24 protein-coding genes are annotated in these 26,204 nt (G+C 60.7%); 5 read left to right on the top strand and 19 right to left on the bottom strand.

Annotated features, from left to right (window positions below; genetic code table 11):
• Window positions 1–249: 249 nt before the first annotated feature.
• From tsaB to ppc, 3 genes are all read right to left on the bottom strand, one after another.
• The gene (gene tsaB / locus ABTV22_RS05585; RefSeq protein WP_433738935.1) at window positions 250–924 is read right to left on the bottom strand and encodes a tRNA (adenosine(37)-N6)-threonylcarbamoyltransferase complex dimerization subunit type 1 TsaB; all 675 of its coding nucleotides are present in this window, start codon (window positions 922–924) and stop codon (window positions 250–252) included.
• 108 nt (window positions 925–1,032) lie between these two features.
• Entirely contained in the window at window positions 1,033–1,680 is a 648-nt protein-coding gene (gene adk, locus ABTV22_RS05580) for an adenylate kinase (protein ID WP_433738934.1), read from the bottom strand.
• 287 nt (window positions 1,681–1,967) lie between these two features.
• Window positions 1,968–4,604 carry a phosphoenolpyruvate carboxylase gene (ppc, locus tag ABTV22_RS05575; protein ID WP_433738933.1) on the bottom strand — a complete coding sequence of 879 codons (2,637 nt, stop codon included), beginning with the start codon at window positions 4,602–4,604 and terminating at the stop codon, window positions 1,968–1,970.
• Between the two features lie 214 nt (window positions 4,605–4,818).
• Between ppc and ABTV22_RS05570 the strand changes: the two genes are divergently transcribed.
• The 3 genes from ABTV22_RS05570 to ABTV22_RS05560 all read left to right on the top strand — a co-directional run bounded on the left by ABTV22_RS05570 (window position 4,819) and on the right by ABTV22_RS05560 (window position 6,736).
• Window positions 4,819–5,163: a pilin assembly protein gene (locus ABTV22_RS05570; RefSeq protein ID WP_433738932.1), complete on the top strand. Its 345-nt coding sequence runs from the start codon at window positions 4,819–4,821 to the stop codon at window positions 5,161–5,163.
• 316 nt (window positions 5,164–5,479) lie between these two features.
• Window positions 5,480–5,893: a DUF4398 domain-containing protein gene (locus tag ABTV22_RS05565; protein WP_433738931.1), complete on the top strand. Its 414-nt coding sequence runs from the start codon at window positions 5,480–5,482 to the stop codon at window positions 5,891–5,893.
• A 48-nt stretch (window positions 5,894–5,941) separates the two neighbouring features.
• Complete coding sequence (locus ABTV22_RS05560; protein WP_433741309.1) at window positions 5,942–6,736, top strand: OmpA family protein; 795 nt, start codon at window positions 5,942–5,944, stop codon at window positions 6,734–6,736.
• Window positions 6,737–6,847: 111 nt separating this feature from the next.
• Here ABTV22_RS05560 and ABTV22_RS05555 read toward each other — a convergent pair whose 3' ends face one another.
• The 16 genes from ABTV22_RS05555 to ABTV22_RS05480 form a co-directional block, all read right to left on the bottom strand.
• Complete coding sequence (locus ABTV22_RS05555) at window positions 6,848–7,177, bottom strand: hypothetical protein (RefSeq protein WP_433738930.1); 330 nt, start codon at window positions 7,175–7,177, stop codon at window positions 6,848–6,850.
• A complete protein-coding gene (locus ABTV22_RS05550) occupies window positions 7,174–8,088 on the bottom strand; it encodes an alpha/beta hydrolase (protein ID WP_433738929.1) in 915 nt (304 codons plus the stop codon). Before ABTV22_RS05550 ends, ABTV22_RS05555 begins: the two co-directional genes overlap by 4 nt.
• Before the next feature lie 147 nt (window positions 8,089–8,235).
• Window positions 8,236–9,513, bottom strand: a complete 1,278-nt coding sequence (locus ABTV22_RS05545; protein WP_433738928.1) for a flavohemoglobin expression-modulating QEGLA motif protein — start codon at window positions 9,511–9,513, stop codon at window positions 8,236–8,238.
• 25 nt (window positions 9,514–9,538) lie between these two features.
• Window positions 9,539–10,093, bottom strand: coding sequence for a hypothetical protein (locus ABTV22_RS05540; protein WP_433738927.1), 555 nt, complete (start codon window positions 10,091–10,093; stop codon window positions 9,539–9,541).
• 131 nt (window positions 10,094–10,224) lie between these two features.
• Complete coding sequence (locus ABTV22_RS05535) at window positions 10,225–10,929, bottom strand: TetR/AcrR family transcriptional regulator (RefSeq protein WP_433741307.1); 705 nt, start codon at window positions 10,927–10,929, stop codon at window positions 10,225–10,227.
• Between the two features lie 115 nt (window positions 10,930–11,044).
• Window positions 11,045–12,547, bottom strand: coding sequence for a lysine--tRNA ligase (gene lysS, locus ABTV22_RS05530; RefSeq protein ID WP_433738926.1), 1,503 nt, complete (start codon window positions 12,545–12,547; stop codon window positions 11,045–11,047).
• A gap of 95 nt (window positions 12,548–12,642) precedes the next feature.
• Window positions 12,643–13,738, bottom strand: a protein-coding gene (gene prfB / locus ABTV22_RS05525; protein ID WP_109790603.1) for a peptide chain release factor 2 whose coding sequence is annotated in 2 segments (ribosomal slippage) — window positions 12,643–13,665 and window positions 13,667–13,738 — 1,095 coding nt in all. Because the reading frame shifts where the segments join, the coding sequence is not laid out codon by codon here.
• Window positions 13,664–13,906: a hypothetical protein gene (locus tag ABTV22_RS05520; RefSeq protein WP_433741552.1), complete on the bottom strand. Its 243-nt coding sequence runs from the start codon at window positions 13,904–13,906 to the stop codon at window positions 13,664–13,666. Before ABTV22_RS05520 ends, prfB begins: the two co-directional genes overlap by 75 nt.
• A gap of 45 nt (window positions 13,907–13,951) precedes the next feature.
• Entirely contained in the window at window positions 13,952–14,953 is a 1,002-nt protein-coding gene (locus ABTV22_RS05515) for a diguanylate cyclase (protein WP_433738925.1), read from the bottom strand.
• A gap of 47 nt (window positions 14,954–15,000) precedes the next feature.
• Window positions 15,001–16,011, bottom strand: coding sequence for a chemotaxis response regulator protein-glutamate methylesterase (locus ABTV22_RS05510; protein WP_433738924.1), 1,011 nt, complete (start codon window positions 16,009–16,011; stop codon window positions 15,001–15,003).
• Window positions 16,008–18,326: a hybrid sensor histidine kinase/response regulator gene (locus ABTV22_RS05505; protein ID WP_433738923.1), complete on the bottom strand. Its 2,319-nt coding sequence runs from the start codon at window positions 18,324–18,326 to the stop codon at window positions 16,008–16,010. The genes ABTV22_RS05510 and ABTV22_RS05505 overlap by 4 nt, the downstream gene beginning before the upstream one ends.
• Window positions 18,323–19,006, bottom strand: a complete 684-nt coding sequence (locus ABTV22_RS05500; RefSeq protein WP_433738922.1) for a chemotaxis protein CheW — start codon at window positions 19,004–19,006, stop codon at window positions 18,323–18,325. Before ABTV22_RS05500 ends, ABTV22_RS05505 begins: the two co-directional genes overlap by 4 nt.
• Complete coding sequence (locus ABTV22_RS05495; protein WP_433738921.1) at window positions 19,003–20,280, bottom strand: CheR family methyltransferase; 1,278 nt, start codon at window positions 20,278–20,280, stop codon at window positions 19,003–19,005. Before ABTV22_RS05495 ends, ABTV22_RS05500 begins: the two co-directional genes overlap by 4 nt.
• The gene (locus tag ABTV22_RS05490; RefSeq protein ID WP_433738920.1) at window positions 20,277–20,813 is read right to left on the bottom strand and encodes a chemotaxis protein CheW; all 537 of its coding nucleotides are present in this window, start codon (window positions 20,811–20,813) and stop codon (window positions 20,277–20,279) included. The genes ABTV22_RS05495 and ABTV22_RS05490 overlap by 4 nt, the downstream gene beginning before the upstream one ends.
• On the bottom strand, window positions 20,813–22,435 hold the full coding sequence (locus ABTV22_RS05485) for a methyl-accepting chemotaxis protein (protein ID WP_433738919.1): 1,623 nt from the start codon (window positions 22,433–22,435) through the stop codon (window positions 20,813–20,815). Before ABTV22_RS05485 ends, ABTV22_RS05490 begins: the two co-directional genes overlap by 1 nt.
• A 331-nt stretch (window positions 22,436–22,766) precedes the next feature.
• Entirely contained in the window at window positions 22,767–23,447 is a 681-nt protein-coding gene (locus tag ABTV22_RS05480) for a tellurite resistance TerB family protein (protein WP_433738918.1), read from the bottom strand.
• Window positions 23,448–23,652: 205 nt separating this feature from the next.
• Here ABTV22_RS05480 and ABTV22_RS05475 point away from each other — a divergent pair, with 205 nt between their 5' ends.
• Complete coding sequence (locus ABTV22_RS05475) at window positions 23,653–24,567, top strand: LysR family transcriptional regulator (protein ID WP_433738917.1); 915 nt, start codon at window positions 23,653–23,655, stop codon at window positions 24,565–24,567.
• 101 nt (window positions 24,568–24,668) lie between these two features.
• A complete protein-coding gene (locus tag ABTV22_RS05470) occupies window positions 24,669–26,156 on the top strand; it encodes a gamma-aminobutyraldehyde dehydrogenase (protein ID WP_433738916.1) in 1,488 nt (495 codons plus the stop codon).
• The last annotated feature ends 48 nt before the right edge of the window (window positions 26,157–26,204 follow it).

The following is a 26,204-nucleotide window of genomic DNA, read 5'->3' as shown; positions in this document are numbered from 1 at the left end:
TGTATGCTCGGTATCAGTGATGGCAGTCTAGTGGCACACATTCCACTTCGCAAACCGCCGAGTGATAACTAGAACACATAAAGAGCAAAAGGTTTAAAAGCTGGGGTTAGAAAGCGATGATTGGCTGTGTTCGTCAGATTGCCTTCGCGGGCAAGCCTCGCTCCTACGGGGTTTGTGTCGCTCCCCTGTACGACACAAACCCCGTAGGAGCGAGGCTTGCCCGCGAATGGGCCAACTCGATCTCCAGGATTACCGCGCCTTGGGCGTCGCCACCTTGTCCCGAAGATAAACCGGCTGCGCCTCATCGGCCACGATCGCTTCGCCGCGTTCCCAGGCAAAACGCGCGAGCGTCAGCAGATCTTCGGCATGGGGCAGCATGCCCGCATCCTGGCCGCTCAGGTTGACGGCGATACGCTCGCCATAACCCCAACCGGTGCCAGCGCCGAACCACTCACCGCTGGCATCGACCGGCAATGCAGCGGCTTCCGGCGGCAATACCGCCTCAGCGCCAACCAGTCGCATCTCCCCCGCCGTCTCGCGGTAGCAGCCCCAATACACTTCATCCATGCGCGCATCGATGGCGGCCGCGACCTGGCTGGCGCCGTGCTCGCGATAGGCGCGCTGGGCCAAAACGGCGAGGTTCGACACCGGCAACACCGGACGATCCAGGGCAAAGGCCAATCCCTGCACCACGCCGATGGCAATTCGCACACCAGTGAATGCACCCGGCCCGCGTCCGAAGGCGATGGCATCGACAGCCTGCAAGGTGGTCCCGGCATCGGCCAGCAATTGCTGGATCATCGGCAGCAGCTTTTGCGCATGCAGGCGCGGGATCACCTCGTAATGGCTCGTGACCTTGCCGTCATGCAGCAAGGCAACGGAGCAAGCTTCAGTCGCGGTGTCCAGGGCCAGCAAGGTGCTCATCGATGTTTCCACAAGAGGGTTGGTAAAAAGAGGAATCAGAAAAAGGGCGACAGTATAAACAACTACGGCCCGCAAGCGGGCCGTGGATGATGCAGCGGATCAGGTTTTTCAGCTCAGGGCTGCAAGCACCTTGGCGGTGATCGCTTCAACCGAACCGACACCTTCGATGTGGCTGTACTTCGGCTTGCCATTGGCAGCCGACAGCTTCTGGTAGAAATCCACCAGCGGCTTGGTCTGGGAGTGGTAGACCGACAGGCGATGACGCACGGTTTCTTCGGTATCGTCCTTGCGCTGCACCAGGTTTTCACCGGTGACGTCGTCCTTGCCGGCCACTTTCGGCGGGTTGTAGACGATGTGGTACACACGGCCGCTGGCCTCGTGAACGCGGCGACCAGCGATACGCTGGACGATTTCTTCGTCTTCAACGGCGATTTCAACGACTGCGTCCAGCTCGATGCCAGCGGTCACCAGGGCCTCGGCCTGAGGAATGGTGCGCGGGAAACCGTCGAACAGGAAACCGTTGGCGCAATCGGACTGGGAGATACGATCTTTTACCAGCGCGATGATCAGGTCATCGGAAACCAGGCCACCAGCATCCATGATGCCCTTGGCCTTGAGGCCCAGCTCGGTGCCAGCCTTGACCGCTGCACGCAGCATGTCGCCGGTGGAGATTTGCGGAATACCGAATTTCTCGGTGATGAACTGTGCCTGAGTACCTTTACCGGCCCCGGGAGCTCCCAGCAGAATGACGCGCATCGATGTGCTCCTCAATTTTTTATATGGATAACGTCAGATTCGCCTCGTGGGGCCAATCTCAAAAAAGGGTCGTGACCGCCCAAACGGCCAAAGGCTGATCAAGATACACAGCAGGCTGCGCCCACACAAGCCGCCAAAAGTCGGAGAAACCGCAGGGGCTTTTGACCCTTTGGCGCGGTTCCCCAAGTCGCAACCCCATCATTTACTGTCGCCTGCCCGCACTTTTTTGTCAGCCATCAAGGGGCATCCGACGCCTGTGCCGGATGCCCGTCCCCACGGCAAAAACCTTAGCCGGTATTTCGCAAACCGGCGGCAATCCCCGCCACAGACACCAGCAGCGCCTGTTCTACAGGGCTATCCTGGGCCACTTCCTGTTGCCGCGAACGGGCCAGCAACTCTGCTTGTAATAGATGCAGCGGGTCGAGGTAGGTGTTGCGCAAGCGGATGAACTCCAGGGTGTCTGGGCTATGTGCCAGTAGCTGCGACTGACCGGTCATCCCCAAGACGATCGAGCACGCCTGCGACAATAGGTCGCGTAAGTGCGCACCCAAAGGCAGCAACTCAGGCTCCACCAAACGCTCATCGTAGGACCGGGCGATGTCCGCGTCGGCCTTGGCCAGCACCATCTCCAGCATGTCGATGCGGGTGCGGAAGAACGGCCATTGCTCGCGCATCTGCCCCAGCAACTCGCCCTCGCCGCGCTCCAGTGCCTTGCTCAATGCCGCTTCCCAACCGAGCCAGGCCGGCAGCATCAGGCGGGTCTGGGTCCAGCCGAAGATCCACGGAATCGCCCGCAGGCTTTCGATCCCGCCAGCGCGGCGCTTGGCCGGGCGACTGCCCAGCGGCAGGCGGCCAAGCTCCTGTTCAGGAGTCGACTGACGGAAATACTCGACGAATTGCGGGTTTTCCCGCACCACGGCGCGATAAGCGCTGACACCGTCGGCCGCCAACTCATCCATCAGATGGCGCCACTCCGGCGTCGGTGGTGGCGGTGGCGGTGGCAGCAGGGTCGCTTCGAGTACCGCCGCCAGATACAGATTGAGGTTTTGCTCGGCGATGTCCGGCAGGCCAAATTTGAATCGGATCATTTCCCCTTGTTCGGTGGTGCGGAAACGCCCCGCGACCGAACCTGGTGGCTGCGACAGGATCGCCGCGTGGGCCGGGCCACCACCACGGCCCACGGTACCGCCGCGACCGTGGAACAACAGCAGTTCCACTTGTTGTTCGCGGCAGATGTCCACCAAACGCTCCTGCGCCCGATATTGCGCCCAAGCCGCCGCTGTGGTGCCAGCATCCTTGGCCGAGTCCGAGTAGCCAATCATCACTTCCTGCGGCCCTTGCAGACGCGAGCGGTAGCCCGGCAGCAGCAACAGCTTTTCGATCACAGGCCCCGCGTTATCCAGGTCAGCGAGGGTTTCGAATAGCGGCACCACGCGCATCGGCCGCAACACGCCCGACTCTTTGAGCAGCAATTGCACCGCCAATACATCGGAAGCGGCACCGGCCATGGAGATCACATAGGAGCCCAGGGACGCCGCCGGCGCAGCGGCGATTTCCCGGCAGGTGGCCAACACTTCAGCGGTGTCGGCGGACGGTTTGTAGTGAGGCGGCAGCAAGGGCCGACGGTTGTTCAGTTCGCGGGTCAGAAATGCAATGCGATCGTCTTCGCTCCAGTCTTCGTAGCGACCCAGGCCGAGGTAGTCGGTGATTTCGGTCATGGCTGCGCTGTGCCGCGACGAGTCCTGACGGACATCCAGGCGCACCAGGAACAAGCCAAACGTGACTGCCCGGCGCAGGCAATCGAGCAGCGGACCATCGGCAATCACGCCCATGCCGCACTCATGCAACGACTGGTAGCACAGCTCCAGCGGATCGAGCAGGTCGCGGTTATTTTGCAGCACATCGGCGGATGCCGGTGTGGGCGTCGACAACGCGGTGTGCGCCCAATTACGTGTGGCACGCAGACGGTCGCGCAGCTGCTTGAGCACGGCACGGTAGGGTTCCGCGCTGTTACCGGCCTTGGCGCGCAGCTCTTCACTGGCCTGCTGCATCGACAAATCGGCGGCCAGTTGGTCGACATCGCGTAAGTACAAATCAGCCGCCATCCAGCGCGCGAGCAGCAGCACTTCACGGGTCACGGTGGCGGTTACATTGGGGTTGCCATCACGGTCGCCGCCCATCCAGGAGGCGAAGCGGATCGGCGCAGCTTCCAGCGGCAGGCGCAGGCCGGTGGCGGCATGCAGCGCCTGGTCGGCCTTGCGCAGGTAATTGGGAATTGCCTGCCACAGCGAGTGTTCGATCACCGCGAAGCCCCATTTGGCTTCGTCGACCGGTGTCGGGCGGGTGCGGCGGATTTCTTCGGTGTGCCAGGCTTCGGCAATCAGGCGCTGCAGCGTCGACTTGATCTGATTGCGCTCTAAGGGGGTCAGATCGCGGTGATCCTGGGCGGCAAGTTGTGCAGCGATGGCGTCGTACTTCTGGATCAGCGTGCGGCGCGCGACTTCGGTCGGGTGCGCTGTGAGCACAAGCTCGATTTCCAGTCGGCCCAGTTGGCGGGCCAGGGACTCGGCGCCATGCCCTTCTGCGAGCAGGCGAGCGAGCAATTCGGGCAGGACTCGCGCTTCGAACGGCGCGGGCTGCGACGCTTCGCGACGGTGAATCAGCTGATATTGCTCGGCGATGTTGGCCAGGTTGAGAAACTGGTTGAACGCCCGCGCCACCGGCAGCAATTCGTCTTCGGTCAATTGGTTGAGGCTGGCGCTCAGCTCGGCGTCCATGGAGCCGCGACGATCCGCCTTGGCACCCTTGCGGATTTGCTCGATCTTGTCGAGGAAGCCGTCCCCGTACTGTTCACGAATGGTATTGCCCAACAGCTCACCCAACAGGTGAACGTCCTCGCGCAAGCGTGCATCAATATCGGTCATCAGCAGTTCTCCAGCAAAGAATCCGGGCGGCCAAGTCACTCATTTCCTGACTAGAGAGTGCCGTTCCAGGCCGGTTCTTACAACCCGGACGACGAAGGGACTTTAAACCTCTTGCGCAGAAGCTAGTCTGAACAATAAGCCGTACAACGGCTTTCGCCGGCCACCACCGGACACTCCCCCGACCTGCCACGAGCAGGCCTGCCATGAGGTCATTATGAAAATCCGCGAGCTTGCCCGTCACTGGGAAGAAAACGCCAAGGGTCGACTGACCGATACCGGCTACTCGATTCATCTGGACGTCGAAGCGGCTGCCAGGCTGGCAGCCATCATCGACATGTACCCCAAACGCCACCCCGAAGAATTGCTCGGTGAACTGATCGGCGCAGCCCTGGAAGAACTGGAAAAAAGCTTTCCCTACGTGAAGGGCTCGACAGTGGTCGCCACCGACGAAGAAGGCGATCCGCTGTACGAAGACATCGGCCCGACGCCTCGTTTCCTGGCGTTGTCCCGCCGTCATCTACATGACCTGTCGGCCGGTCACGACAAACAGAAACACTGAATATCTCCTGTCCCCCCTGTAGGAGCGAGCATGCTCGCGATGGTCGTCAACGATAACGCGTGATGCCTGAATCAACGCGGTGTATCGAAGTCCATCGCGAGCATGCTCGCTCCTACATTGGTTTTCCCCTCGCTCCAAAACCCCGCCCATTCGGTCAAAGGTTTTCCAACCCCCGGCCAATTTCTCTGAACTTTTAAAAAACGCCCCGGGTCAACCCCAGTATCCACGCCTGGGATGGCCGTTGCAAAACGCCCCGAAAACGAAGGTTGCGGCTCCATGCCCAGGATGGATTTTTTGTTGTTCAGGAGTAAGCCCAATGGAGTTGAAAACCATGAAAACCCGCACAGGCAAATCCTCGTTCTCTTCGCTGCACGACCTGACAATGGCGGCCCTGGCCATCGGCGGCAGCTTCGTGCTGGCCGGTTGTGCCGGCAACCCTCCCACCGAACAGTTCGCCGTGAGTGAATCAGCGGTTAATACCGCCGTGAGCGCCGGCGGCACCGAATTCGCCGCGGTGGAAATGAAAGCCGCTCAGGACAAACTCAAGCAAGCCGAAATTGCCATGCACGACAAACAGTACGACCAGGCCCGGACCCTCGCCGAACAGGCTGAGTGGGACGCTCGCGTGGCCGAACGCAAGGCTCAGGCGATGAAAGCCAAACAGACTGTGAAGGACTCTCGCCAAGGGGTTCAAGAACTGCGTCAGGAAAGCCAGCGCACCGTTCAGTAACGGCGCGGCACGACGTATTTCTTACTCGATTAAAAGGACGAAGCCATGATTTCCAAACAACTGATGTTCCCTGCCCTGCTGGCCGCCAGCGTTACATTGGCGGCGTGCTCGACGCCACCGAACCCCAGCCTTGAACAGGCCCGCACAAACTACAGTGCCCTGCAAGCCGATCCGCAAGCGAGCAAAGTCGCGGCACTGGAAACCAAGGACGCCAGCGACTACCTGGACAAGGCCGATAAGGCGTATCTGGATAAAGAAGATCCGGCCAAGGTCGATCAGCTGGCGTATCTGACCAACCAGCGGGTGGAAGTGGCCAAACAGACCATCGCCCTGCGCACCGCCGAGGCCCAGATGAAAAATGCCTCCGCGCAACGAGCCCAGGCACGTCTGGATTCGCGTGACCAGCAGATCAAACAACTGCAGAACAGCCTCAACGCCAAGCAGACCGATCGCGGCACGCTGGTGACCTTTGGTGATGTGCTGTTCGCCACCGACAAGGCCGAACTGAAATCCAACGGCCTGATGAACATCAACAAACTGGCGCAGTACCTCCAGGAAAACCCCGATCGCAAAGTCAGTGTCGAGGGCTACACCGACAGCACCGGTACGGCGTCACACAACCAGTCACTGTCCGAACGCCGCGCCAGCTCCGTGCGCATGGCGCTGGTGAAAATGGGCGTCGATCCGACGCGCATCGTCGCCCAGGGTTATGGCAAGGAATACCCGGTGGCGGATAACACCAGCGTCTCGGGTCGCGCGCAGAACCGTCGGGTGGAAGTGACGATTTCCAATGATAATCAGCCGGTGATTCCGCGGTCGGCGGTGAGTGCCAATAGCCAATAGGTGGCTTTGCGCTCTTGTGTAGGAGCGAAGCTTGCTCGCGAAGAAGGTAATTCGAGCTTCCAGACTTTTCGCGTTATCGTTCTTCGCGGGCAAGCCTCGCTCCTACAGAATCTACTCCTCGAGTTTTTGTGGGGTTTCCTGCCCCATGCACCGCACGGCTTTCTTGCGGTCGTTGACCAGCACCCCGGTCAACCCTTTCTGTTCAGTGTCGAACAACACCAACACCCCATCAATGCACTGCGCCACTTGCGCCGCCGGCTCCAGCGACACTTTGTAGTCTTCGCCCGGCACGGTCTTGAGCATGGTGAATTCGTTGAGCAGCAACGCATCCTCAGGCTTGGCGAAATGCAGGTAGCCGTACCACCACAGGGCACCGACGGTGCCGAGGATGCTGCAGATACCGGTGATGATCAGCGGGATGGCGTTACGTTCTTCACTCATTGCGGGCTCTCTGATGGTTCATCTTCTGAATTCTTGGGTGCTGGGTAATTGGGTACTTCGCCCAAGCGGCGCAGACCGTCGAAATGCTGCGGGTCTTCAAGGTAACGCAGCATGACCTTGCGCCAGGTCGGGTCGGCAAACGTCTGCACATGGCCGCCACGGGTCAGTTGCAGGACGCGCGGCGGCGGCGCAGCTTGATACAGACGGATGCCGTTGGAAAGGGGCACGATCGGATCGTCGATGCTGTGGTAGATCAGTTTCGGTACGCCATTGAGCTGCGCCATGGAGTTGATCGCGCTATCGCCGTCCGGCACCAGCCAGGACAGCGGCACCTGGAACGTCCAGAACACCCAAGAGTTATTCAGGGCAAAACGCCCGACATCGCGATAGCTGGCAGGCGCGCCATCAAGGACCAAAGCCTTGAGTTGTTTCTGCCGTTCGGGGTGCTGAACGAGGTAGTGCACGGCCATCGAACCGCCAAGGCTCTGGCCTAGCAGGATCAGCGGCTTGCCCTTGACCTCGGGGGCCTGGTCGAGCCATTTGAAGGCAGCGTCGATGTCTTGGTAGATCTCCGGCAGGCTGGGTTTGCCTTCGGACAATCCATAGCCGCGATAGTCCACCAGCAGCACTTGATAACCCTGCTTGGGCAGCCACCAACTGCCCCCAAGGTGCATGGGCAGGTTGCCGCCGTTGCCATGCAGGTGCAGCACTGTGCCTTTGACCTCGACGCCTTTTTTCGCCGGCAACCACCAACCATGCAGCCTGACGCCGTCGGCGGTGGTCAGGGTGACATCGCGGTATTCGAGATGGGCTTTTTCCGGGGTGAATAGCTGACCAGGTTCGGGGTAGAACAACAAGGAACTGCAACCGTTCAAGGCCAAGAGCAGGCAAAGAATGCCGAGGATTCTCATCCGTTGAAACCTCGCAAGAAATGGGGCTGAAACACTGCCCCTGTAGGAGCCGAGCTTGCTCGCGATGGCGGCGTGTCAGGCGATGCACATGTTGAATGTGATACCGCTATCGCGAGCAAGCTCAGCTCCTACAGGGGGAGGTGTCGATTACAAAATGTTGGAGTAATCCGCCTCGATCCGATCCAGGCTCAGGTGATTGAGGAAGTTGGAGAAGCACATCCACGCCGACAGTGCGTTCATGTCGCGGAACTGTTCCGGCAAGTACTTGGGTGGCACCACCAGGCCTTCATCCACCAACTGACGCAAGGTACGCATGTCCTCAAGCGTGGTCTTGCCGCAGAACAACAGCGGTATCTGTTCCAGCTTGCCCTTACGCACAGCCAGTTGAATGTAGTTGTAAATCATGATGAAGCCCTTGAGGTAGGACAAGTCTTTGGTAAAGGGCAGACCTGTCGGCACCGAGCCACGGAACACGCGGCTGGCGTTGCTGTAACTCTCGGGCATTTCGAAGCCTTGCTCGCGGAAGAACTCGAACACCTGCAGGAAGTCCGCCCCCTCCTCCACCATATGGATCGCGCGGGTACGGTTGGTCAGTTTGCGCAGACGGCTCGGATAAGAGGCGAAGGTGATGATTTCCATCAGGATCGCCAAGCCTTCCTGGGTCACCGTCGACGAGGGCGGGCCCTTGGCCAGGAAGGTGCAGATCGGCTGGTTCAGACCATTGAGGGTGGTGCCGACGTGCACCAGCCCTTCATGGACCTCCAGGGCACGCACATCGCGCTGGTTGAACATCGCGTCGGTGCGAATCTTGATGTAGTCCGCGCCCGCCGCCGCATCCGCGACGATCCCGTCGGACTCGAACACCCGAATGGTTTCTTCCGCCTCGCCGAACACCTTGTTCAAGCGATGTTGCAGCATTTCGACGGCTTCCTTGGCGGTCAGCGTCTTCGGTTCATCCTTCAGATCGCCACGGCCATCGATGTTGTTCAGGTACTCGGACAGCATCATGCCCAAGTCCGACAGTGTCGGGTCGCCGGCATGGAATGCATCGGAAGCGGCGCCGTACAATTCCTGGGAAATCAGGCCAAAGTCCTCGGTGCCGCGCGCTTCGAGCATGCGCACCACCATCCGGTATTCCTTGCACATGCGGCGCATGATCTGGCCAACCGGGTTGAACTGGCCGAGCTGACGGGTGATGTCGCGCTCGATGTTCTGAAATTCCAGCTTCACTTTGCTGGAATCGAACGACAGCGGTCGGTTGAGGTAGTAGTCACGGTCCACCGCCGGCATTTCCTTGCCCTTGGCCTTGAGGAAACCCTTGCGGATGTTGTCGTCCCACTTGACCGCATCGAGAACGCGGATCGGCGTCTGCGCCAGCACAATGCGATCGGACAATACGCGTATCGACTGCTGGTAATCGTCCACCGGAAACTCCTGAAAAACATACTGATTATTTGGCTTTGGCCTGGCGCTGATAGCGTACCGCTTCGACGAACACATCGGAATTGGCCGGATCGTCGAGATACGCGGACACCTGATCCATATGACTATCGATCAATACGCCCTCGCCGTCGTCGGTCTGCAAGCTTTCGCCCTTGAGCGCTTTCTGCCCCAGGGCCTGTTTGATTTGCTCAAGGTCGAGGTTGTACACCACCAGTTCATGCTTGTCGGTGAGTTCGAACCCGGCAATGGTGAAATGCCCGCCGAGTTGTGCCGGCACCTTGGCCGATAGATACCAGCGACTGCCGTGGCGCGACACCGTGAAGGGATAGGCTTCACGCTCCCCGGGCTTGGCCCTGAAGTAGCTGACGGCCTGATAGCGATTGTCGCCGACGCGGGTCAGTTCCAGGTTGACCGGCTCACCCCAGGCGTTGGTGCTGGTCCATTTGCCCAGCAACCCCTTGGGCGCGGGTTCGCTCGAAGGCAACGGCTCCATGAAGGTCACCAGGCAGCCACTGAGCAGCAGGAACGACAAGGCGATCACAACGACACGCCAGGCTTTCATTCAACACTCCCTTGAAGATCACACTGCCTTTTCATGTAGGAGCTGCCGCAGGCTGCGATCTTTTGATCTTTCCTATAAAAAACAAAATCAAAAGATCGCAGCCTGCGGCAGCTCCTACACGGGGTCTCGCGTTACACCGATGCGAGTACCAAATGCATATAACGCGTCAGGATCCCGAGCATTTCCGCTTCGGCGACCGGCTCGGCGTCGTTGAGCAGGCCCTGATATTCCATCCGTCCGATTATAGCCGTCAACACTTTGGCATCCTGTTGTGGCTCGCGCGAACCCAATACCTGGAAAAGCTGGCAGGACCCCTGAAGAAGGATCTGCTGATGCGAGCGCACCAATTTGGCCAGGCGCGGGTTCAGCAGCGCTTCCTGGCGGAACGCCTGCTCTGCCATCAAATGTTCGCGACGGGTGACCAATTGCCGGTGAACATAATCGGCCATCAGCCGGGCAATTTCGTCCGCCAGTCGTTTGCGCGCCGGCGGACTGCCATCGCCGCTGGCGATCATCTCGCGCAACAAGCCCTGGTTGTTATCCCAAAGCTTGGCCATGTAGGCCGCGCTGCGCTCCACATATTGAGCGAAGGTATCGGTGAGCAGGTCATCGATGTCTTTGAAATAGTAAGTGGTGGCCGACAGCGGCACGTTGGCCTCCGCCGCCACCGCTCGGTGACGTACCGCGCGTACGCCATCACGCACGACAATGCGCATCGCCGCATCGAGAATGTCCTGTCGACGCTGCTCACTGCCCTGCCGGCTGGCCTTGCGGCCCTGGTACTGAACACTTTCAGCGACCGCAGTAGCAACGCCCGCTGCACCTTCTTGAGTCAATGCATGGATCACGACCGGAATTCCTCCCTCGACGTCAAAAGTAACCATTTGATACGTTTGTACCAGACAGGCAATAAAAAGCCGCCCATTTCAGGCGGCTTTTTAATTGAAACACTTACGCTTGTGGCCGCATGTGCGGGAACAGGATCACGTCGCGGATCGACGGTGAGTTGGTCAACAACATCACCAGACGGTCGATGCCGATGCCTTCACCCGCCGTTGGCGGCATGCCGTACTCCAGCGCGCGAACGAAGTCGGCGTCGTAGTGCATGGCTTCGTCGTCGCCCGCGTCCTTGTCGGCCACCTGGGCCATGAAACGCTCGGCCTGGTCTTCCGCGTCGTTCAACTCGGAGTAGGCGTTGGCGATTTCACGACCACCGATGAACAGCTCGAAGCGGTCGGTGACGTTCGGGTTTTCGTCGTTGCGACGGGCCAGCGGCGACACTTCGAACGGGTACTGAGTGATGAAGTGCGGTTGCTCCAGCTTGTGCTCGACCAGCTCTTCGAAAATCATCACTTGCAGCTTGCCCAGACCTTCGAAGCCCAGCACCTTGGCACCCGCCTTCTTGGCGATGTCACGGGCTTTGTCGATGTCGTTCAGGTCGTCAGCGGTCAGCTCTGGGTTGTATTTGAGGATCGAGTCGAACACCGACAGGCGCACGAACGGCTCGCCGAAGTGGAACACCTTGTCGCCGTACGGCACGTCGGTGCTGCCCAGAACCAGCTGTGCCAGTTCACGGAACAGTTCTTCGGTCAGGTCCATGTTGTCTTCGTAGTCGGCGTAAGCCTGGTAGAACTCCAACATGGTGAATTCAGGGTTGTGACGAGTCGAAACGCCTTCGTTACGGAAGTTGCGGTTGATCTCGAACACCTTTTCAAAGCCACCGACCACCAAGCGCTTCAGATACAGCTCTGGCGCGATACGCAGGAACATTTCCATGTCCAGCGCGTTGTGATGGGTTTCGAACGGCTTGGCTGCCGCGCCGCCCGGGATGGTTTGCAGCATCGGCGTTTCCACTTCCAGGAAGTCACGCTTCATCAGGAAGCTGCGGATGTGGGCGATGACTTGCGAACGCACACGGAAGGTCTGGCGCACGTCTTCGTTGACGATCAGGTCAACGTAACGCTGACGGTAGCGCTGCTCGGTGTCGGTCAGGCCGTGGTGCTTGTCCGGCAGCGGACGTAGGGATTTGGTCAGCAGGCGCACGTGGGTCATTTCGACGTACAGGTCGCCCTTGCCGGAACGGGCCAGAGTGCCTTCGGCGGCAATGATGTCGCCCATGTCCCAGGTTTTCACCGCGGCCAGGGTTTCTTCGGACAGGGTTTTACGGTTGACGTAGACCTGAATGCGTCCGGTCATGTCCTGGATCACCATGAACGAGCCACGGTTGAGCATGATGCGACCGGCAACCTTGACCGGGATTGCAGCCTCTGCCAGCTCTTCCTTGGTCTTGTCCGCGTACTGTTTCTGCAGTGCATCGCAGTAGTTTTCGCGGCGGAAGTCGTTGGGGAAGGCATTGCCCTTGGCGCGCTCGGCAGCAAGCTTTTCCTTGCGCAGGGCGATCAGGGAGTTTTCTTCCTGTTGCAGGGCTTGCGGGTCGAGTTCTAGGTCGCTCATGTCTTTAAAAATTCCATCACGGGTTTGTTGTCCCCGGCCTGCGGCCGGGGATCGCCAGCAAGCCGGCTCCTACGGGGGATCGGACCGATCCCGTTTTACAGGCCTGATTTCAGGCTGGCTTCCAGGTATTCGTCGATATCGCCGTCGAGTACCTTGTCGCAGTCGCTGCGTTCGATGTTGGTGCGCAGATCCTTGATCCGCGACGCATCGAGTACGTACGAACGGATCTGATGACCCCAGCCGATATCCGACTTGGTGTCTTCCAGCGCCTGGGAAGCGGCGTTGCGCTTCTGCATTTCCTGCTCGTACAACTTGGCCCGCAGCATTTTCATGGCGGTGTCCTTGTTGGCGTGCTGGGAACGTTCGTTCTGGCAGCTGACCACGGTGTTGGTCGGTACGTGGGTGATACGTACGGCCGAGTCGGTGGTGTTTACGTGCTGACCACCGGCACCGGAGGAACGATAGGTGTCGATCCGCAGGTCTGCCGGGTTGATTTCGATTTCCACCTTGTCATCGATCTCTGGCGAGACGAAAACAGCGGAGAACGAGGTGTGACGACGGTTGCCGGAGTCGAACGGGCTCTTGCGCACCAGACGGTGCACGCCGATCTCGGTACGCAGCCAGCCAAAGGCGTATTCGCCCTTGATGTGCACGGTAGCGCCCTTGATCCCGGCGACTTCACCGGCCGACAGTTCCATGATGGTCGCGTCGAAACCGCGTTTGTCGGCCCAGCGCAGGTACATGCGCAGCAGGATGTTGGCCCAGTCCTGGGCTTCGGTACCGCCGGAGCCAGCCTGGATGTCCAGGTAGGCGTTGTTCGGGTCCATTTCGTGGCTGAACATGCGGCGGAATTCCAGCTTGGCCAGACTTTCCTCGAGACGGGCCAGCTCGGCGACGACATCGCCCACTGCGCCTTCGTCGTTTTCTTCGACGGCCATGTCCAGCAGGTCGCGGCAATCGGCCAGACCGGTGTTCAGCTCATCCAGGGTATCGACGATTTGCGCCAGCGCAGCGCGCTCGCGGCCCAACTCCTGGGCGTATTCAGGTTTGTTCCAGACACTCGGATCTTCAAGCTCGCGATTGACTTCGGTCAGACGCTCATGCTTTTGATCGTAGTCAAAGATACCCCCGAATAGTTTCGGAGCGCTCGGACAGGTCCTTGATGGTGTTCAGGATCGGGTTGATTTCCATGGCGGGCAGCACTCGTAGGCGAACTTTTGAAAGCCGGCGAGTATAACGCCAAACGACTGCAAACGGCAGTCCGCCTGGCGGCTTTAGCGGCGAATGGTTTTGGCGAAACCTGTAGGAGCTGCCGAAGGCTGCGATCTTTTGATCTTGTTTTTTAATACCCAAAGTCAAAAGATCGCAGCCTTCGGCAGCTCCTACAAAATGTTATCCAGCGCCTTACCCAATCCCCACCTGATTGCGCCCATTGTTCTTCGCCAGGTACAACCCCTTGTCCGCCGCTGAGATCAGTTCCCGGCAATGGCTGCCCGCCGTCGGGGTGATGGTCGACAGGCCGATGCTGATGGTCAGGTTCGATCCTTCCTTCGGCGAGCTGTGAGGAATCTTCAGGGCTTCCACGGTCATGCGCAGTTTCTCTGCCACCAACCGCGCCCCGCCTTGAGAGGTATTGGGCAGTACCAGGGCGAATTCTTCACCGCCGTAGCGGGCCGGCAGGTCAGACGGCCGGGCACTGGCGTCCTTGATCGCCGCGGCGACCTTGCGCAGGGCTTCGTCGCCTTCCAGGTGGCCGAAGGTGTCGTTGTAGGTCTTGAAGTAGTCGACATCGATCATCAACAGCGACAACTGGCTTTGTTCGCGCAACGAACGTCGCCATTCCAGCTCCATGTACTCGTCGAAATGCCGGCGATTGGACAGCCCGGTCAGGCCGTCGGAGTTCATCAGGCGTTGCAGCACCAAATTGGTGTCAAGCAACTGCTGCTGGCTGACCCGCAACGCGCGATAGGCCGCATCACGCTGCAACAGGGTCATGTAGGAGCGCGAGTGATAACGAATTCGTGCTACCAGCTCGATGTTGTCCGGCAGCTTGACCAGATAATCGTTGGCCCCGGCTGCGAATGCTGCACTTTTGATCAGCGGGTCTTCCTTGGTCGACAGGACGATGATCGGAATGTCCCGGGTCGCCGGGTGATTGCGGTACTCGCGCACCAGGCTCAGGCCATCGAGGCCTGGCATGACCAGGTCCTGCAAAATGACCGTCGGCTTGATGCGCACCGCATGGGCAACAGCCTGGTGCGGATCGGCACAGAAGTGGAAGTCGATGTTTTCTTCGTTCGACAACCCGCGCCGAACCGCCTCGCCGATCATCGCCTGATCGTCCACCAGCAACACCATGGCGGCATTTTCGTCAGTTTTGAAGTCGTCGAGCTGTAATTCGTTCATGTGTGTTCCCTGAGTACTGCCTGGGCCAGGATTGCTGCTATTGGTCGTCATTTTGGGAAAATCTCCAGCAATCGTGGCGCGATCTTGTCCAACGGGCGTATTTCCACGGCGGCATCGATAGCCGCGGCCGCCTTCGGCATGCCATACACCGCACTGCTGTTTTGGTCTTGTGCAATGGTCAGGTAGCCCTGCTGGCGCATGAGTTTAAGCCCCTGAGCGCCATCACGTCCCATGCCGGTGAGCAAAACGCCTACCGCGTCACCGTTCCAGTAACTGGCCACGCTCTCGAAAAACACATCGATCGAGGGCCGATAAATTTCGTTGACCGGTTCGGCGGTGTAGGCCAGCGTGCCATTTTTCAACAGCCGAATATGGTGGTTGGTACCGGCCAGCAATACCGTGCCGCTTTGTGGCGTTTCACCTTCCCGGGCCAGGCGAACCTTGAGCCCGCTGGCGCTGGCGAGCCATTCGGCCATGCCGGCGGCGAACACTTGGTCGACGTGCTGCACCAATACGATGGCGGCGGCAAAGTCCCGCGGCAGGCCCTTGAGCAAGACTTCCAGCGCCGCCGGACCGCCCGCGGAAGAACCGATGGCGATCAGGCGCTGACGGGAGGGGGAACTGCGCAGGGAACTCGGCGCGCTCGGTGCTTGTTTACTTTTCTCGCCGATCAGCCAGCCGATGTTCATGATCTTGCGCAGCAATGGTGCCGCCGCCTCCTGGGCATTGCCGGCGCCCAAGGCCGGGGTGTCGACCACATCGAGCGCGCCATGCCCCATGGCTTCGAACACCCGGTGCACGTTCTGCTCGCGATCCACGGTCACAATGACGATGGCGCACGGCGTCTCGGCCATGATTCGGCGAGTGGCCTCCACCCCGTCCATCACGGGCATGATCAGGTCCATCAAAATCAGGTCAGGCGTGTGTTCGGCACACTTTTGCACCGCCTCCTTGCCATTGGCCGCGACCCAGATCACCTGGTGCGCCGGCTCGAAGGCCAGCGCCCGGCGCAAGGCCTCCACCGCCATGGGCATGTCGTTGACGATTGCGATTTTCATGCCCGTGCTCCTCCTATGAGCTCCACCACTGCATCGAGCAGGGCGTCGTCATGAAAACTGGCTTTGGCTAGATAATAGTCGGCGCCGGCATCCAGTCCACGGCGACGATCCTCCTCACGATCCTTATAGGACACCACCATCACTGGCAACGATTGCAGGCGGTTGTCCCGGCGCAACAGCGACACCAGCTCGATGCCGTCCATGCGCGGCATATCGATGTCGGTGATCAGCAGATCGAAATCCTCCGAACGCAGGGCGTTCCAGCCATCCATGCCATCGACCGCCACCGCCACGTCATAGCCACGATTGAGCAACAGCTTGCGTTGCAACTCGCGCACGGTCAGGGAATCGTCGACTACCAAAATCCGCTTGCGGGCCGCTTCAGTGGCCTGATTGCTCTGGCGCGCGATGCGTTCCAGCCGACCGGTGTTGAGCAGTTTGTCCACTGAACGCAGCATGTCTTCGACGTCGACGATCAACACCACTGAACCGTCGTCGAGCAAAGCGCCGGCGGAGATGTCCTGAATCTTGCCCAGGCGCTCGTCCAGCGGCAGCACCACCAGGGTCCGCTCGCCAATGAAACGCTCCACCGCCACGCCATACATCGTATCGCGCTCGCGGATCACCACGACTTTCAGGGTTTGTTGAGCGCTCTGACTCGCCGGGCGTTGCAGCAGCTGACTGGCGGCGACCAGCCCGACGTGCCGGCCCTCATGCCAGAAATGTTGCCGGCCCTCGACTTGCACGATGTCCTCAGGTTCCAGGTCGCACATGCGTTCGATATGGGCCAGCGGGAAAGCGTAGGCCTCATCGCCGACGTCCACTACCAGGCTGCGCACCACCGACAATGTCAACGGCACTTCGAGGTGAAAGCGACTGCCCTGCCCCGCCGTCTGCTCCAGCACCACCGCGCCGCGCAATTGCCGGACCATGTGCTGCACCGCGTCGAGACCGACGCCACGTCCGGAAACCTCGGTCACGGTATCGCGCAGGCTAAAGCCCGGCAGGAACAAAAACGTCAACAGTTCCTCTTCGCTCAACTGCGCAGCAGTCTCAGCCGGGGACAATTGGCGTTCGACGATGCTGCGGCGAACCTTTTCCAGGTCGATGCCGTTGCCATCATCGCTGAGTTCCAGCACCAGTAATCCGGCCTGATGGGAGGCGCGCAAACGAATCAGGCCTTCCTCCGGCTTGCCCGCCAACAGCCGTTGTTCCGGGGTCTCGATGCCGTGATCGACCGCATTGCGCAACAGGTGCGTCAACGGTGCTTCGAGCTTTTCCAGCACGTCGCGATCGACCTGGGTTTTCTCGCCCTCGATCTCCAGCCGAACCTGTTTGCCCAGGCTGCGTCCCAGATCGCGGACCATGCGCACCTGGCCGGTCAGTACATCGGCGAATGGCCGCATCCGACACGCCAAGGCCGTGTCGTACAGCACCTGCGCGCGCTGACTGGCCTGCCAGGCAAACTCGTCCAGCTCAGCGTTTTTTTCCACCAGCAATTGCTGGGACTCCGCCAGCAACCGGAGCGCGTCATCAAGGGCTTCCCTGGCTTCGAGGCTCAGTTCTTGGTCATTGAGATGGGCGTTGAGGCTTTCCAACGCTCGCAGGCTGTTGCTCTGCATGCGCTTGAGACGCTGCATCGTGGCCAGGTGCGGTTTGAGCCGCTGGGTTTCCACCAGGGACTTGCTCGACAGATCGAGCAGGCTGTTCAGGCGCTCGGCGGTGACGCGCAGCACCCGCTCGCCATTTTCGGTGGTGCGCTTGGTCTTTTTCGGCGCAAGCACAGGCTCAGCCGCAATCGGCTCGGCAATTGGCGAAGGCTCTTCGATTTTGGCGGCCGGCGCTTCGATTTTGGCGGCAGGCGCTTCGAGTTGCAGCTCCGCCATCACCGGCGCGACAACGGTGTCGACGGCTATGGCAGGCGCTGTCGGGTCAAGTAAACGCGCCATCAAGGCCACATAGGCCTCGATATCGGCAGGCCCCGGAGCGTTGTTCGGTGTAGCGATGCGCATCAGCAGGTCGGTGCCTTGCAGCAAGGCATCGATGTGCTCGGGACGCAGGTACAAGCGCCCTTCCTGGGCGCTGACCAGGCAATCTTCCATGACATGCGCGACGCTGACGCCGGCATCGACGCCAACGATCCGCGCCGCGCCCTTGAGCGAGTGCGCCGCACGCATACACGATTCGAGTTGATCGGCCTGGGTCGGGTTGCGCTCCAGTGCCAGCAGACCGGCGCTCAGCACCTGGGTCTGGGCTTCCGCCTCCAGGCTGAACAGTTCCAGCAAAGAGGCATCGCGCATTTGCTCAGGGGTCATGAAAGGCTCCTGGTCACGGCGGACAACAGTTGTTCTTCATCCAGCCAGCGCAGGCTGCGACCTTTGAATTGCAACACGCCACGGGTGTATTTGGCGCTGGCCTGACTGCCCGCGCGGGAGGCGGCATCGAGGATGCGTTCTTCAATGGCGTGGATGCCGTCCACTTCGTCCACCGGCACCACCACCGGCCCGCCGTTGGCAGCAATGATCAACATCCGCGGCATGACCCGCGTGCCGGAGGCTACGTTGTTGACGCTGTCCAACCCCAGCAACTCGACCAGCGACAGACATGCCACCAGCGCCCCGCGTACGTTCGCCACACCGAGCAAGGCCCGGGAGCGCTGGTGCGGCAGTGAATGAATGGTTTGTTGCGGCGCCACTTCCACCAGACTGCGGGTGGCCAGGCCCAGCCATTCTTCACCCAGGCGGAACATCAGCAGCGAGCGGGTTTTTACCTCGCTCTCCAGCACATCGGACAGCTGTTCGCGCTCTTGCTGCTGCAACGCATATCGATCCAGCAGGCGCGTCGCGGCAGCCGAGTACACCGCGCAGTTGCGACAGTGAATATGTTCGATCAGCAGCGGGCAGGACTTGTCGCCACGGATACCGATGCGGTTCCAGCAATCATCGATGGCCTGGGCATCTTCTCGGGTGACGTTAAAGGTGTCGGGGACGATCATCGTTTACGCTCACTGTCGGCGGCACGCTCGCTGCGAGCGGCGCGGTCCTGCAATCGTCTGGCGCCCACGGTGTCGCCCTGGGATTGCAACAAGGCTGCCAGGTGCATCAACGCGTCGGGATGTTGCGGTTCAAGGTACAACGCCTTGCGATAAAAACCCTGGGCTTCCAGGACGCTACCAGCGACATCGCTGAGCAGCCCCAGCCAGTAGAACACCTGGGCCACCGGCTCATGGCTGCGCAGGTAACGTTCGCAGGCGGCGCGGGCTTCGGCACTTTTGCCTTCGTTGGCCAGCGCGGCGATGTTCGCCAGCAACGTGGCGGCATCGACATTGCCCGGTGTTGCTGCCTGCGGGACTTGTGCAGCGCGGGTAAAGGGCCGTCGGGTTACCGGCGGCGGGACGACGTTGCGCACCGGCTGCGGAACCGGTAAAGGCAGGGGTATAGCCGCGAATGCCGGCAGCGGCTCAGGCTCCGCCCTGCTTTGGCGGCTGAAGGCAAAAGATTGCGCGATACCGATCGAACGCATGCCCAAACGTCCCAGCAGACTGCCCTCGGCCGGGCCGATGAACAGCACGCCGTCGACATGGGTCAGGCGTTTGAGAACTTCGAACACCTGCTTTTGCGTGGGCTGATCGAAATAGATCAGCAGATTGCGGCAAAACACGAAGTCATAGGGCGGCTCGTTGGCCAGCAAGGCCGGATCGAGCAGATTGCCGACCTGCAAGCGCACCTGTTCCACAACCCGATCGCTCAGACGGTAGCTCTCGTTTTCGGCGGTGAAATGCCGGTCTCGAAAAGCAATGTCCTGGCCGCGAAACGAGTTCTTGCCATACAGCGCACGCCGGGCTTTTTCCACCGACAGCGGACTGACATCCATGCCGTCGACTTTGAACTGGTGTGGTTTGAACCCGGCATCCAGCAGCGCCATGGCAATCGAGTAAGGCTCCTCGCCGGTCGAACATGGCAGGCTGAGTATCCGCAGGGCGCGCAGGCTATTGATGTCGGCCAGGCGTTTGCTCGCCAGTTTCGCCAGGGTGGCAAAGGATTCCGGGTAACGGAAAAACCAGGTTTCCGGGACGATCACCGCTTCGATCAGTGCCTGTTGCTCGTCGCTTGAACCCTGCAGGGTGCGCCAGTATTCGTCAGCCGTGTGCACCTGGGACGCCATGCTGCGTTGACGCACCGCGCGCTCAATGATCGCAGGCCCCACCGAGGCGACATCAAGGCCGATGCGCTCTTTGAGAAAATCGAAAAAACGCTGATCACTGCTCATGGCCGCGCCTCAAGCAACGCCAGGTCCAGCGGCGGCGAAGGGAACAACAGTGCGCGAACCCGCTCATCCAGCAAGTCGGCGACTCGCACCCATTGCAGCAGGCCCTGCTCATCCTTGCGAACCGGCCCCAGATACGGGGCTTGGCGATTGTCCAGGCCATAGGGCTGAAAGTCCGCCGGATTGCAGCGCAAGGTGTCGGTGGCCTGCTCCAGAATCAGCCCAAGCAACTGCGCCTGTGCGCTTTCATCCGGCCGGTAATGCACCAGCACCAACCGCGTGCTCGTACGTGCCTGGGCCGGTGTACCGAAGGTCAGCGCACTGAGGTCGATCACCGGCACCACGGCACCGCGCCAAGCGAATACCCCGGCCACCCAGTGTGGCGCATGGGCGATCGGTTTCAACGGGACGCGCGGCAGCACCTCCGCCACCTCGATCGCCTGCAAGGCATAGCGTTCGCTGCCAATGCGAAAGACCAGGAACAATGCGTGCAACGCCTGCTTGGGCGCCGTGCGTTTGGCCGTCAGTTCGCTCATCAGACTTTGAATCGCGAAACGCCGCTGCGCAGCCCGACGGCCACCTGGCTCAGTTCGTCGATGGCGAAACTGGCCTGGCGCAGGGACTCAACGGTCTGGCTGCTGGCATCGCCCAATTGCACCAACGCGTGGTTGATCTGCTCGGCACCGGTGGCCTGGGCCTGCATGCCCTCGTTGACCATCAGCACCCGTGGCGCCAGCGCCTGCACCTGATGGATGATCTGCGACAGCTGCTCGCCGACCTGCTGCACCTCGGACATGCCACGACGCACCTCTTCGGAGAACTTGTCCATGCCCATCACCCCGGCCGACACCGCCGACTGGATCTCGCGCACCATCTGCTCGATGTCGTAGGTGGCGACGGCGGTCTGATCCGCCAGACGCCGTACTTCGGTGGCGACCACGGCGAAACCGCGACCGTACTCACCGGCCTTTTCGGCCTCGATGGCAGCGTTGAGCGACAGCAGGTTGGTCTGGTCGGCGACCTTGACGATGGTCACCACCACCTGATTGATGTTGCCGGCCTTCTCGTTGAGGATCGCCAGCTTGGCGTTGACCAGATCGGCCGCGCCCATCACCGAGTGCATGGTTTCTTCCATGCGGGCCAGGCCCTGTTGCCCGGAGCCGGCGGCCACCGACGCCTGGTCGGCAGCGGTGGAGACTTCGGTCATGGTGCGCACCAGATCCCGCGAGGTCGCGGCGATTTCCCGGGACGTCGCACCGATCTCGGTGGTGGTGGCGGCAGTTTCGGTGGCGGTGGCTTGCTGCTGCTTGGAAGTGGCGGCGATTTCGGTGACCGAGGTGGTGACTTGCACCGAGGAGCGCTGGGCCTGGGACACCAGCGAGGTCAGCTCGGCCATCATGTCGTTGAAGCCGGTTTCCACGGCGCCGAATTCGTCCTTGCGCTCCAGGTTCAGGCGACCGCTCAGATCGCCCGTGCGCATCACTTCAAGGATCTGCACGATGCGGTTCATCGGCGCCATGATCGCGCGCATCAGCAGCAGGCCGCACAAGCCGGCGGCCAGTACCGCGATCACAAGGGAAATGCCCATGATGATCTTGGCGGTGAGCACAGCGTCGTCAATGGCGGCGATATCTTTGTCTGCCACCACCTTGTTTTCGCGGATGATGTCGTTGAGTTTCATCCTTCCTGCGACCCAGGCCGGGGTCATTTGCTCATTGAACAACTGGATCGCTTCGGCGTCCTGATTGCGCTTGTGCAGATCGAGCACGGTCGCGAGGATTTTGTCGTAGTCATCGTGAAGCTTTTCAAAGGCCGCGTATTCGACCTTGTCTTCATCGGTAGTGATGGTGTCGCGATAGGCCTTCATCTGTTCCTCCAGGCGCGCCTGGAAGTTCTTGAAGCTTTCCATCTGCTCGGCGCTCAACCCCTGCCCCGCCTTGAAGCCGAGCATTTCCTGGGCCCGCAGGTAAGTGTCGACCCAGGCGCTGCGCACCATGGAGCTGTAGTACACCCCGGGCAACGCATCCTCACGCACACTGGCTTCACTGCTTTCAATCTTCAACAGCCGTGAATACGAGACGACCACCATCAACAGCATGATGGCGATGATGACTGCAAAACTCGCCAAAATGCGTTGGCGCAACGTCCAGTTCTTCACAGGCTGTCCTCGGGTTGTTTCCAAATGTTGGGGAGTATAGCCGAGGGCGGTGTTCCATTTATAAGACAGTTGCTCGCCACGGCTCATCCTGCCCGCATAAAACAGGGATTGGCTTGGGGTGCGGAATGTCGGCTATCGCGGGGGATCTGTGCCAGTGGTGATTTGGCACAAAGGGGCGGTGGAATGGTCATTGAGCGATGTGGCGTGAGTGAAATTATCCTGTGGGAGCCGGCTTGCTGGCGATAGCGGTGTGTCAGGCACCATTCATGCTGACTAATGCGCCGCCATCGCCAGCAAGCCGGCGCCTACAGATCGATGGCGGTTTCAAGACTTACACAGCAGCCAGCCGCACTTGCTTCTCCAACTCGGCCTTCAACCCCGGCTCCAGCTTGAGCTGACGCGCCAGCTCATCGAGGTAGGACTTCTCCATGAAGCTCTCCTCGTCCACCAGCATCACACTGGCGATGTACATCTCGGCCGCCATTTCCGGCGTGCGGGCAGCACGGGCGACATCGCTCGGGTCCAAAGGTTTGTTGAGCTCGGCGTGGAGCCAGTGTCGTAGCTCCTGGTCGTTGTCGAGTCGGGTGAATTCGCCTTCGATCAGCTCGCGCTCACGCTCGTCGATGTGACCGTCCGCCTTGGCCGCCGCCACCAAGGCCTTGAGGATCGCCTGGCTGTGTTGCTCGGCTTGCGCCATCGGTACGCGATCAAGGGTCTGCGGCTCGGCCTTCGGCGCACCGCCCTGTTGTGCCTGCCAGTTTCCATACGCCTTGTAGGCCAGAACGCCCAATGCCGCGAGACCGCCATAGACCGCGACCTTGCCGCCGACTTTGCGCGCCTTCTTGTTGCCCAACAGCAACCCCATCGCGCCAGCCGCCAAAGCGCCGCCGCCCGCCCCTGAAAGCAGGCTGCCGAGGCCGCCGGCGCTCTTGCTCTGTGTGCCACCGGCCTTGTTCTGCAATAGCTCCTGCCCTGATTTCAACAGCTGATCGAGCAATCCACGGGTGTTCATTCTTCACCTCCGTAACAAGATTTATCCGGCTGATAAGGCCCCCAGCCTAGATCGAAAGTGCCCGACGCCCGCCCGTGAGAGTGCTTCCAGATGTTGCTTGCTGCGCTTTTCACTTGCCGCCGAAGCTTGCGGTCCGCAGCTGCTTTCAGAAAATTCGATATACACTCGACAAAATCGATAAAAATAGCCCACCGGGTACCCTTCCATGATGACCTTGCGTCAGATCCGACACTTCATCGCCGTGGCCGAGACCGGCTCGATCTCCGCCGCCGCGCAAGCCGCGTTCATTTCCCAGTCCACCCTGACCCTGGCGATCCAGCAACTGGAAGAAGAGATTGGCGTCAGCCTGTTCAGCCGCCATGCCAAGGGCATGACCCTGACCCACCAGGGGCATCAGTTCCTGCGCCAGGCGCACCTGATTCTCGCCACCGTCGATAACGCCAAGCGCAGCTTGCAACAGAGCACCGATCAGGTAGCCGGGCAGTTGACCGTCGGGGTGACCAGCCTGGTGGCCGGCTATTACTTGGCGGACTTGCTCACCCGTTTCCAGCGCGCCTACCCCAACGTCGAAATCCGCGTGATGGAGGATGAACGTCCTTACATCGAGCATTTGCTGGTCAGCGGCGAGATCGATGTCGGTGTACTGATCCTGTCCAACCTCGAAGATCGCCACGCCTTGCAGACTGAAGTGCTGACCCATTCGCCCCATCGGCTGTGGCTGCCGGCCCAGCATCCATTGCTCGAGCACGACAGCATCAACCTCGCCGATGTGGCCCGCGAGCCATTGATCCAGTTGAACGTCGATGAAATGGACCGCAACGCCCAGCGCATGTGGACGGCGGCCTCTCTGCAACCGCGAATCACCTTGCGCACCGCCTCGACCGAAGCGGTGCGAAGCCTGGTGGCGGCGGGCCTCGGGGTATCGATTCAGCCCGACATGACCTACCGCCCATGGTCCCTGGAGGGCGACATTATCGAAGCGCGGCCGATCGCCGACCTGAGCCAGACCCTCGACGTCGGCCTGGCCTGGCGTCGCGGTACCGCACGCCCGGCGCTGGTGGACCCATTCCTGACGGTGGCCCGAGAGCAACCCCACGGCGGGCGTAAGCCATCTATTTAATCGAACGCCACCTTCAGTATTTAGAATTTGTAGACCTCGGGCCCGCGCACTAGTCTTGATTCAACTAATAAAGACGGCCGGCCCCAGTCACAGGGAGCAGCATGGCCTTACAAGAAAAGAGAACCCGAAAGATGGCTGGCGCACAGACCCCGCTGTTCACCGCGTTGTTGATCGATGGCGAATTGGTCGCGGGCCAGGGTTTTGTCGAACCAATCCTCAACCCGGCCACCGGCGAAGTCCTCACGCAGATCGCCGAAGCCAGCACCGAACAAGTCGAAGCCGCCATCCTTGCCGCCCACCGCGCGTTTGCAGGCTGGTCGCGGACCACGCCGCAGCAACGCTCGAACCTGTTGCTGGACATCGCCAACGCCATCGAAAAAAACGCCGACCTGCTGGCCCGCCTCGAAGCCCTGAACTGCGGCAAGCCGTTGCACCTGGCCCGTCAGGATGACCTGACGGCCACCGTCGACGTGTTCCGCTTCTTCGCCGGTGCCGTGCGTTGCCAGACCGGCCAGCTCAGCGGCGAATACCTGCCGGGTTACACCAGCATGGTGCGCCGCGACCCGATTGGCGTGGTGGCTTCGATTGCGCCGTGGAACTACCCGATCATGATGGCCGCGTGGAAAATCGCTCCGGCCCTGGCCGCCGGCAACACCCTGGTGTTCAAGCCATCGGAGCACACGCCGCTGTCGATCCTGGCGTTGGCCCCGGCGTTAGCCGAAATCCTGCCGCGCGGTGTAATCAACATCGTGTGCGGTGGCGGTGAAGGCGTCGGCAGCCATCTGGTCAGTCATCCCAAAGTGCGCATGGTGTCGCTGACCGGCGATATCGTCACCGGGCAGAAAATCCTCCAGGCGGCAGCAAAAACCCTCAAGCGCACCCACCTTGAACTGGGCGGCAAGGCCCCGGTGATCGTCTGCAACGATGCCGACATCCAGGCCGTGGTCGAAGGCGTGCGCACTTACGGTTACTACAACGCCGGCCAGGATTGCACCGCTGCGTGCCGGGTGTATGCCCAGGCAGGCATTCACGACCGCCTGGTAGCGGAACTTGGCGCAGCGGTGAGCAGCCTGCGCTTCGCCGGCAAGCGCGATGGCGATAACGAAATCGGCCCGTTGATCAGCACCCGTCAGCGCGACCGCGTGGCCAGCTTCGTCGAGCGCGCCCTGGGCCAGCCGCACATCGAGCGAGTCACTGGTGCAGCGGTGCATTCCGGCGCCGGTTTCTTTTACCAACCGACCTTGCTGGCCGGTTGCAAACAAAGTGACGAAATCGTCCAGCGCGAAGTGTTCGGGCCAGTGGTGACCGTGACTCGTTTCGACGAACTGGAACAAGCCGTGGACTGGGCCAACGATTCGGAATACGGCCTGGCGTCCTCGGTCTGGACCCAGAACCTGGACAAGGCGATGCAGGTCGCTGCGCGCTTGCAGTACGGCTGCACCTGGATCAACAGCCATTTCATGTTGGTCAGCGAAATGCCCCACGGCGGCCTCAAGCGCTCGGGCTACGGCAAGGACCTGTCCAGCGATTCGCTTCAGGATTACAGCGTGGTGCGGCACATCATGGCGCGCCACGGGCAACATCTCTGACTACGCTAATAACGAGCCGTCAACGGCATGCTTCACCACGTTCAAAAC

Origin of the sequence: Pseudomonas putida, assembly GCF_050990305.1 — a bacterium.
Taxonomy (GTDB): Bacteria; Pseudomonadota; Gammaproteobacteria; order Pseudomonadales; family Pseudomonadaceae; genus Aquipseudomonas; species Aquipseudomonas putida_AH.
Note: the sequence above shows the minus strand (reverse complement) of the source record. Positions and strands in the feature narration are given on the sequence as shown.

What these genes read in the sequence shown, in the direction of transcription:
- tsaB (WP_433738935.1), bottom strand. Translation starts at nt 924, where the DNA reads ATGAGCACCTTGCTGGCCCTGGACACCGCGACTGAAGCTTGCTCCGTT.
- adk (WP_433738934.1), bottom strand. Translation starts at nt 1,680, where the DNA reads ATGCGCGTCATTCTGCTGGGAGCTCCCGGGGCCGGTAAAGGTACTCAG.
- ppc (WP_433738933.1), bottom strand. Translation starts at nt 4,604, where the DNA reads ATGACCGATATTGATGCACGCTTGCGCGAGGACGTTCACCTGTTGGGT.
- ABTV22_RS05570 (WP_433738932.1), top strand. Translation starts at nt 4,819, where the DNA reads ATGAAAATCCGCGAGCTTGCCCGTCACTGGGAAGAAAACGCCAAGGGT.
- ABTV22_RS05565 (WP_433738931.1), top strand. Translation starts at nt 5,480, where the DNA reads ATGGAGTTGAAAACCATGAAAACCCGCACAGGCAAATCCTCGTTCTCT.
- ABTV22_RS05555 (WP_433738930.1), bottom strand. Translation starts at nt 7,177, where the DNA reads ATGAGTGAAGAACGTAACGCCATCCCGCTGATCATCACCGGTATCTGC.
- ABTV22_RS05550 (WP_433738929.1), bottom strand. Translation starts at nt 8,088, where the DNA reads ATGAGAATCCTCGGCATTCTTTGCCTGCTCTTGGCCTTGAACGGTTGC.
- ABTV22_RS05540 (WP_433738927.1), bottom strand. Translation starts at nt 10,093, where the DNA reads ATGAAAGCCTGGCGTGTCGTTGTGATCGCCTTGTCGTTCCTGCTGCTC.
- lysS (WP_433738926.1), bottom strand. Translation starts at nt 12,547, where the DNA reads ATGAGCGACCTAGAACTCGACCCGCAAGCCCTGCAACAGGAAGAAAAC.
- ABTV22_RS05515 (WP_433738925.1), bottom strand. Translation starts at nt 14,953, where the DNA reads ATGAACGAATTACAGCTCGACGACTTCAAAACTGACGAAAATGCCGCC.
- ABTV22_RS05510 (WP_433738924.1), bottom strand. Translation starts at nt 16,011, where the DNA reads ATGAAAATCGCAATCGTCAACGACATGCCCATGGCGGTGGAGGCCTTG.
- ABTV22_RS05505 (WP_433738923.1), bottom strand. Translation starts at nt 18,326, where the DNA reads ATGACCCCTGAGCAAATGCGCGATGCCTCTTTGCTGGAACTGTTCAGC.
- ABTV22_RS05500 (WP_433738922.1), bottom strand. Translation starts at nt 19,006, where the DNA reads ATGATCGTCCCCGACACCTTTAACGTCACCCGAGAAGATGCCCAGGCC.
- ABTV22_RS05495 (WP_433738921.1), bottom strand. Translation starts at nt 20,280, where the DNA reads ATGAGCAGTGATCAGCGTTTTTTCGATTTTCTCAAAGAGCGCATCGGC.
- ABTV22_RS05490 (WP_433738920.1), bottom strand. Translation starts at nt 20,813, where the DNA reads ATGAGCGAACTGACGGCCAAACGCACGGCGCCCAAGCAGGCGTTGCAC.
- ABTV22_RS05480 (WP_433738918.1), bottom strand. Translation starts at nt 23,447, where the DNA reads ATGAACACCCGTGGATTGCTCGATCAGCTGTTGAAATCAGGGCAGGAG.
- ABTV22_RS05475 (WP_433738917.1), top strand. Translation starts at nt 23,653, where the DNA reads ATGATGACCTTGCGTCAGATCCGACACTTCATCGCCGTGGCCGAGACC.
- ABTV22_RS05470 (WP_433738916.1), top strand. Translation starts at nt 24,669, where the DNA reads ATGGCCTTACAAGAAAAGAGAACCCGAAAGATGGCTGGCGCACAGACC.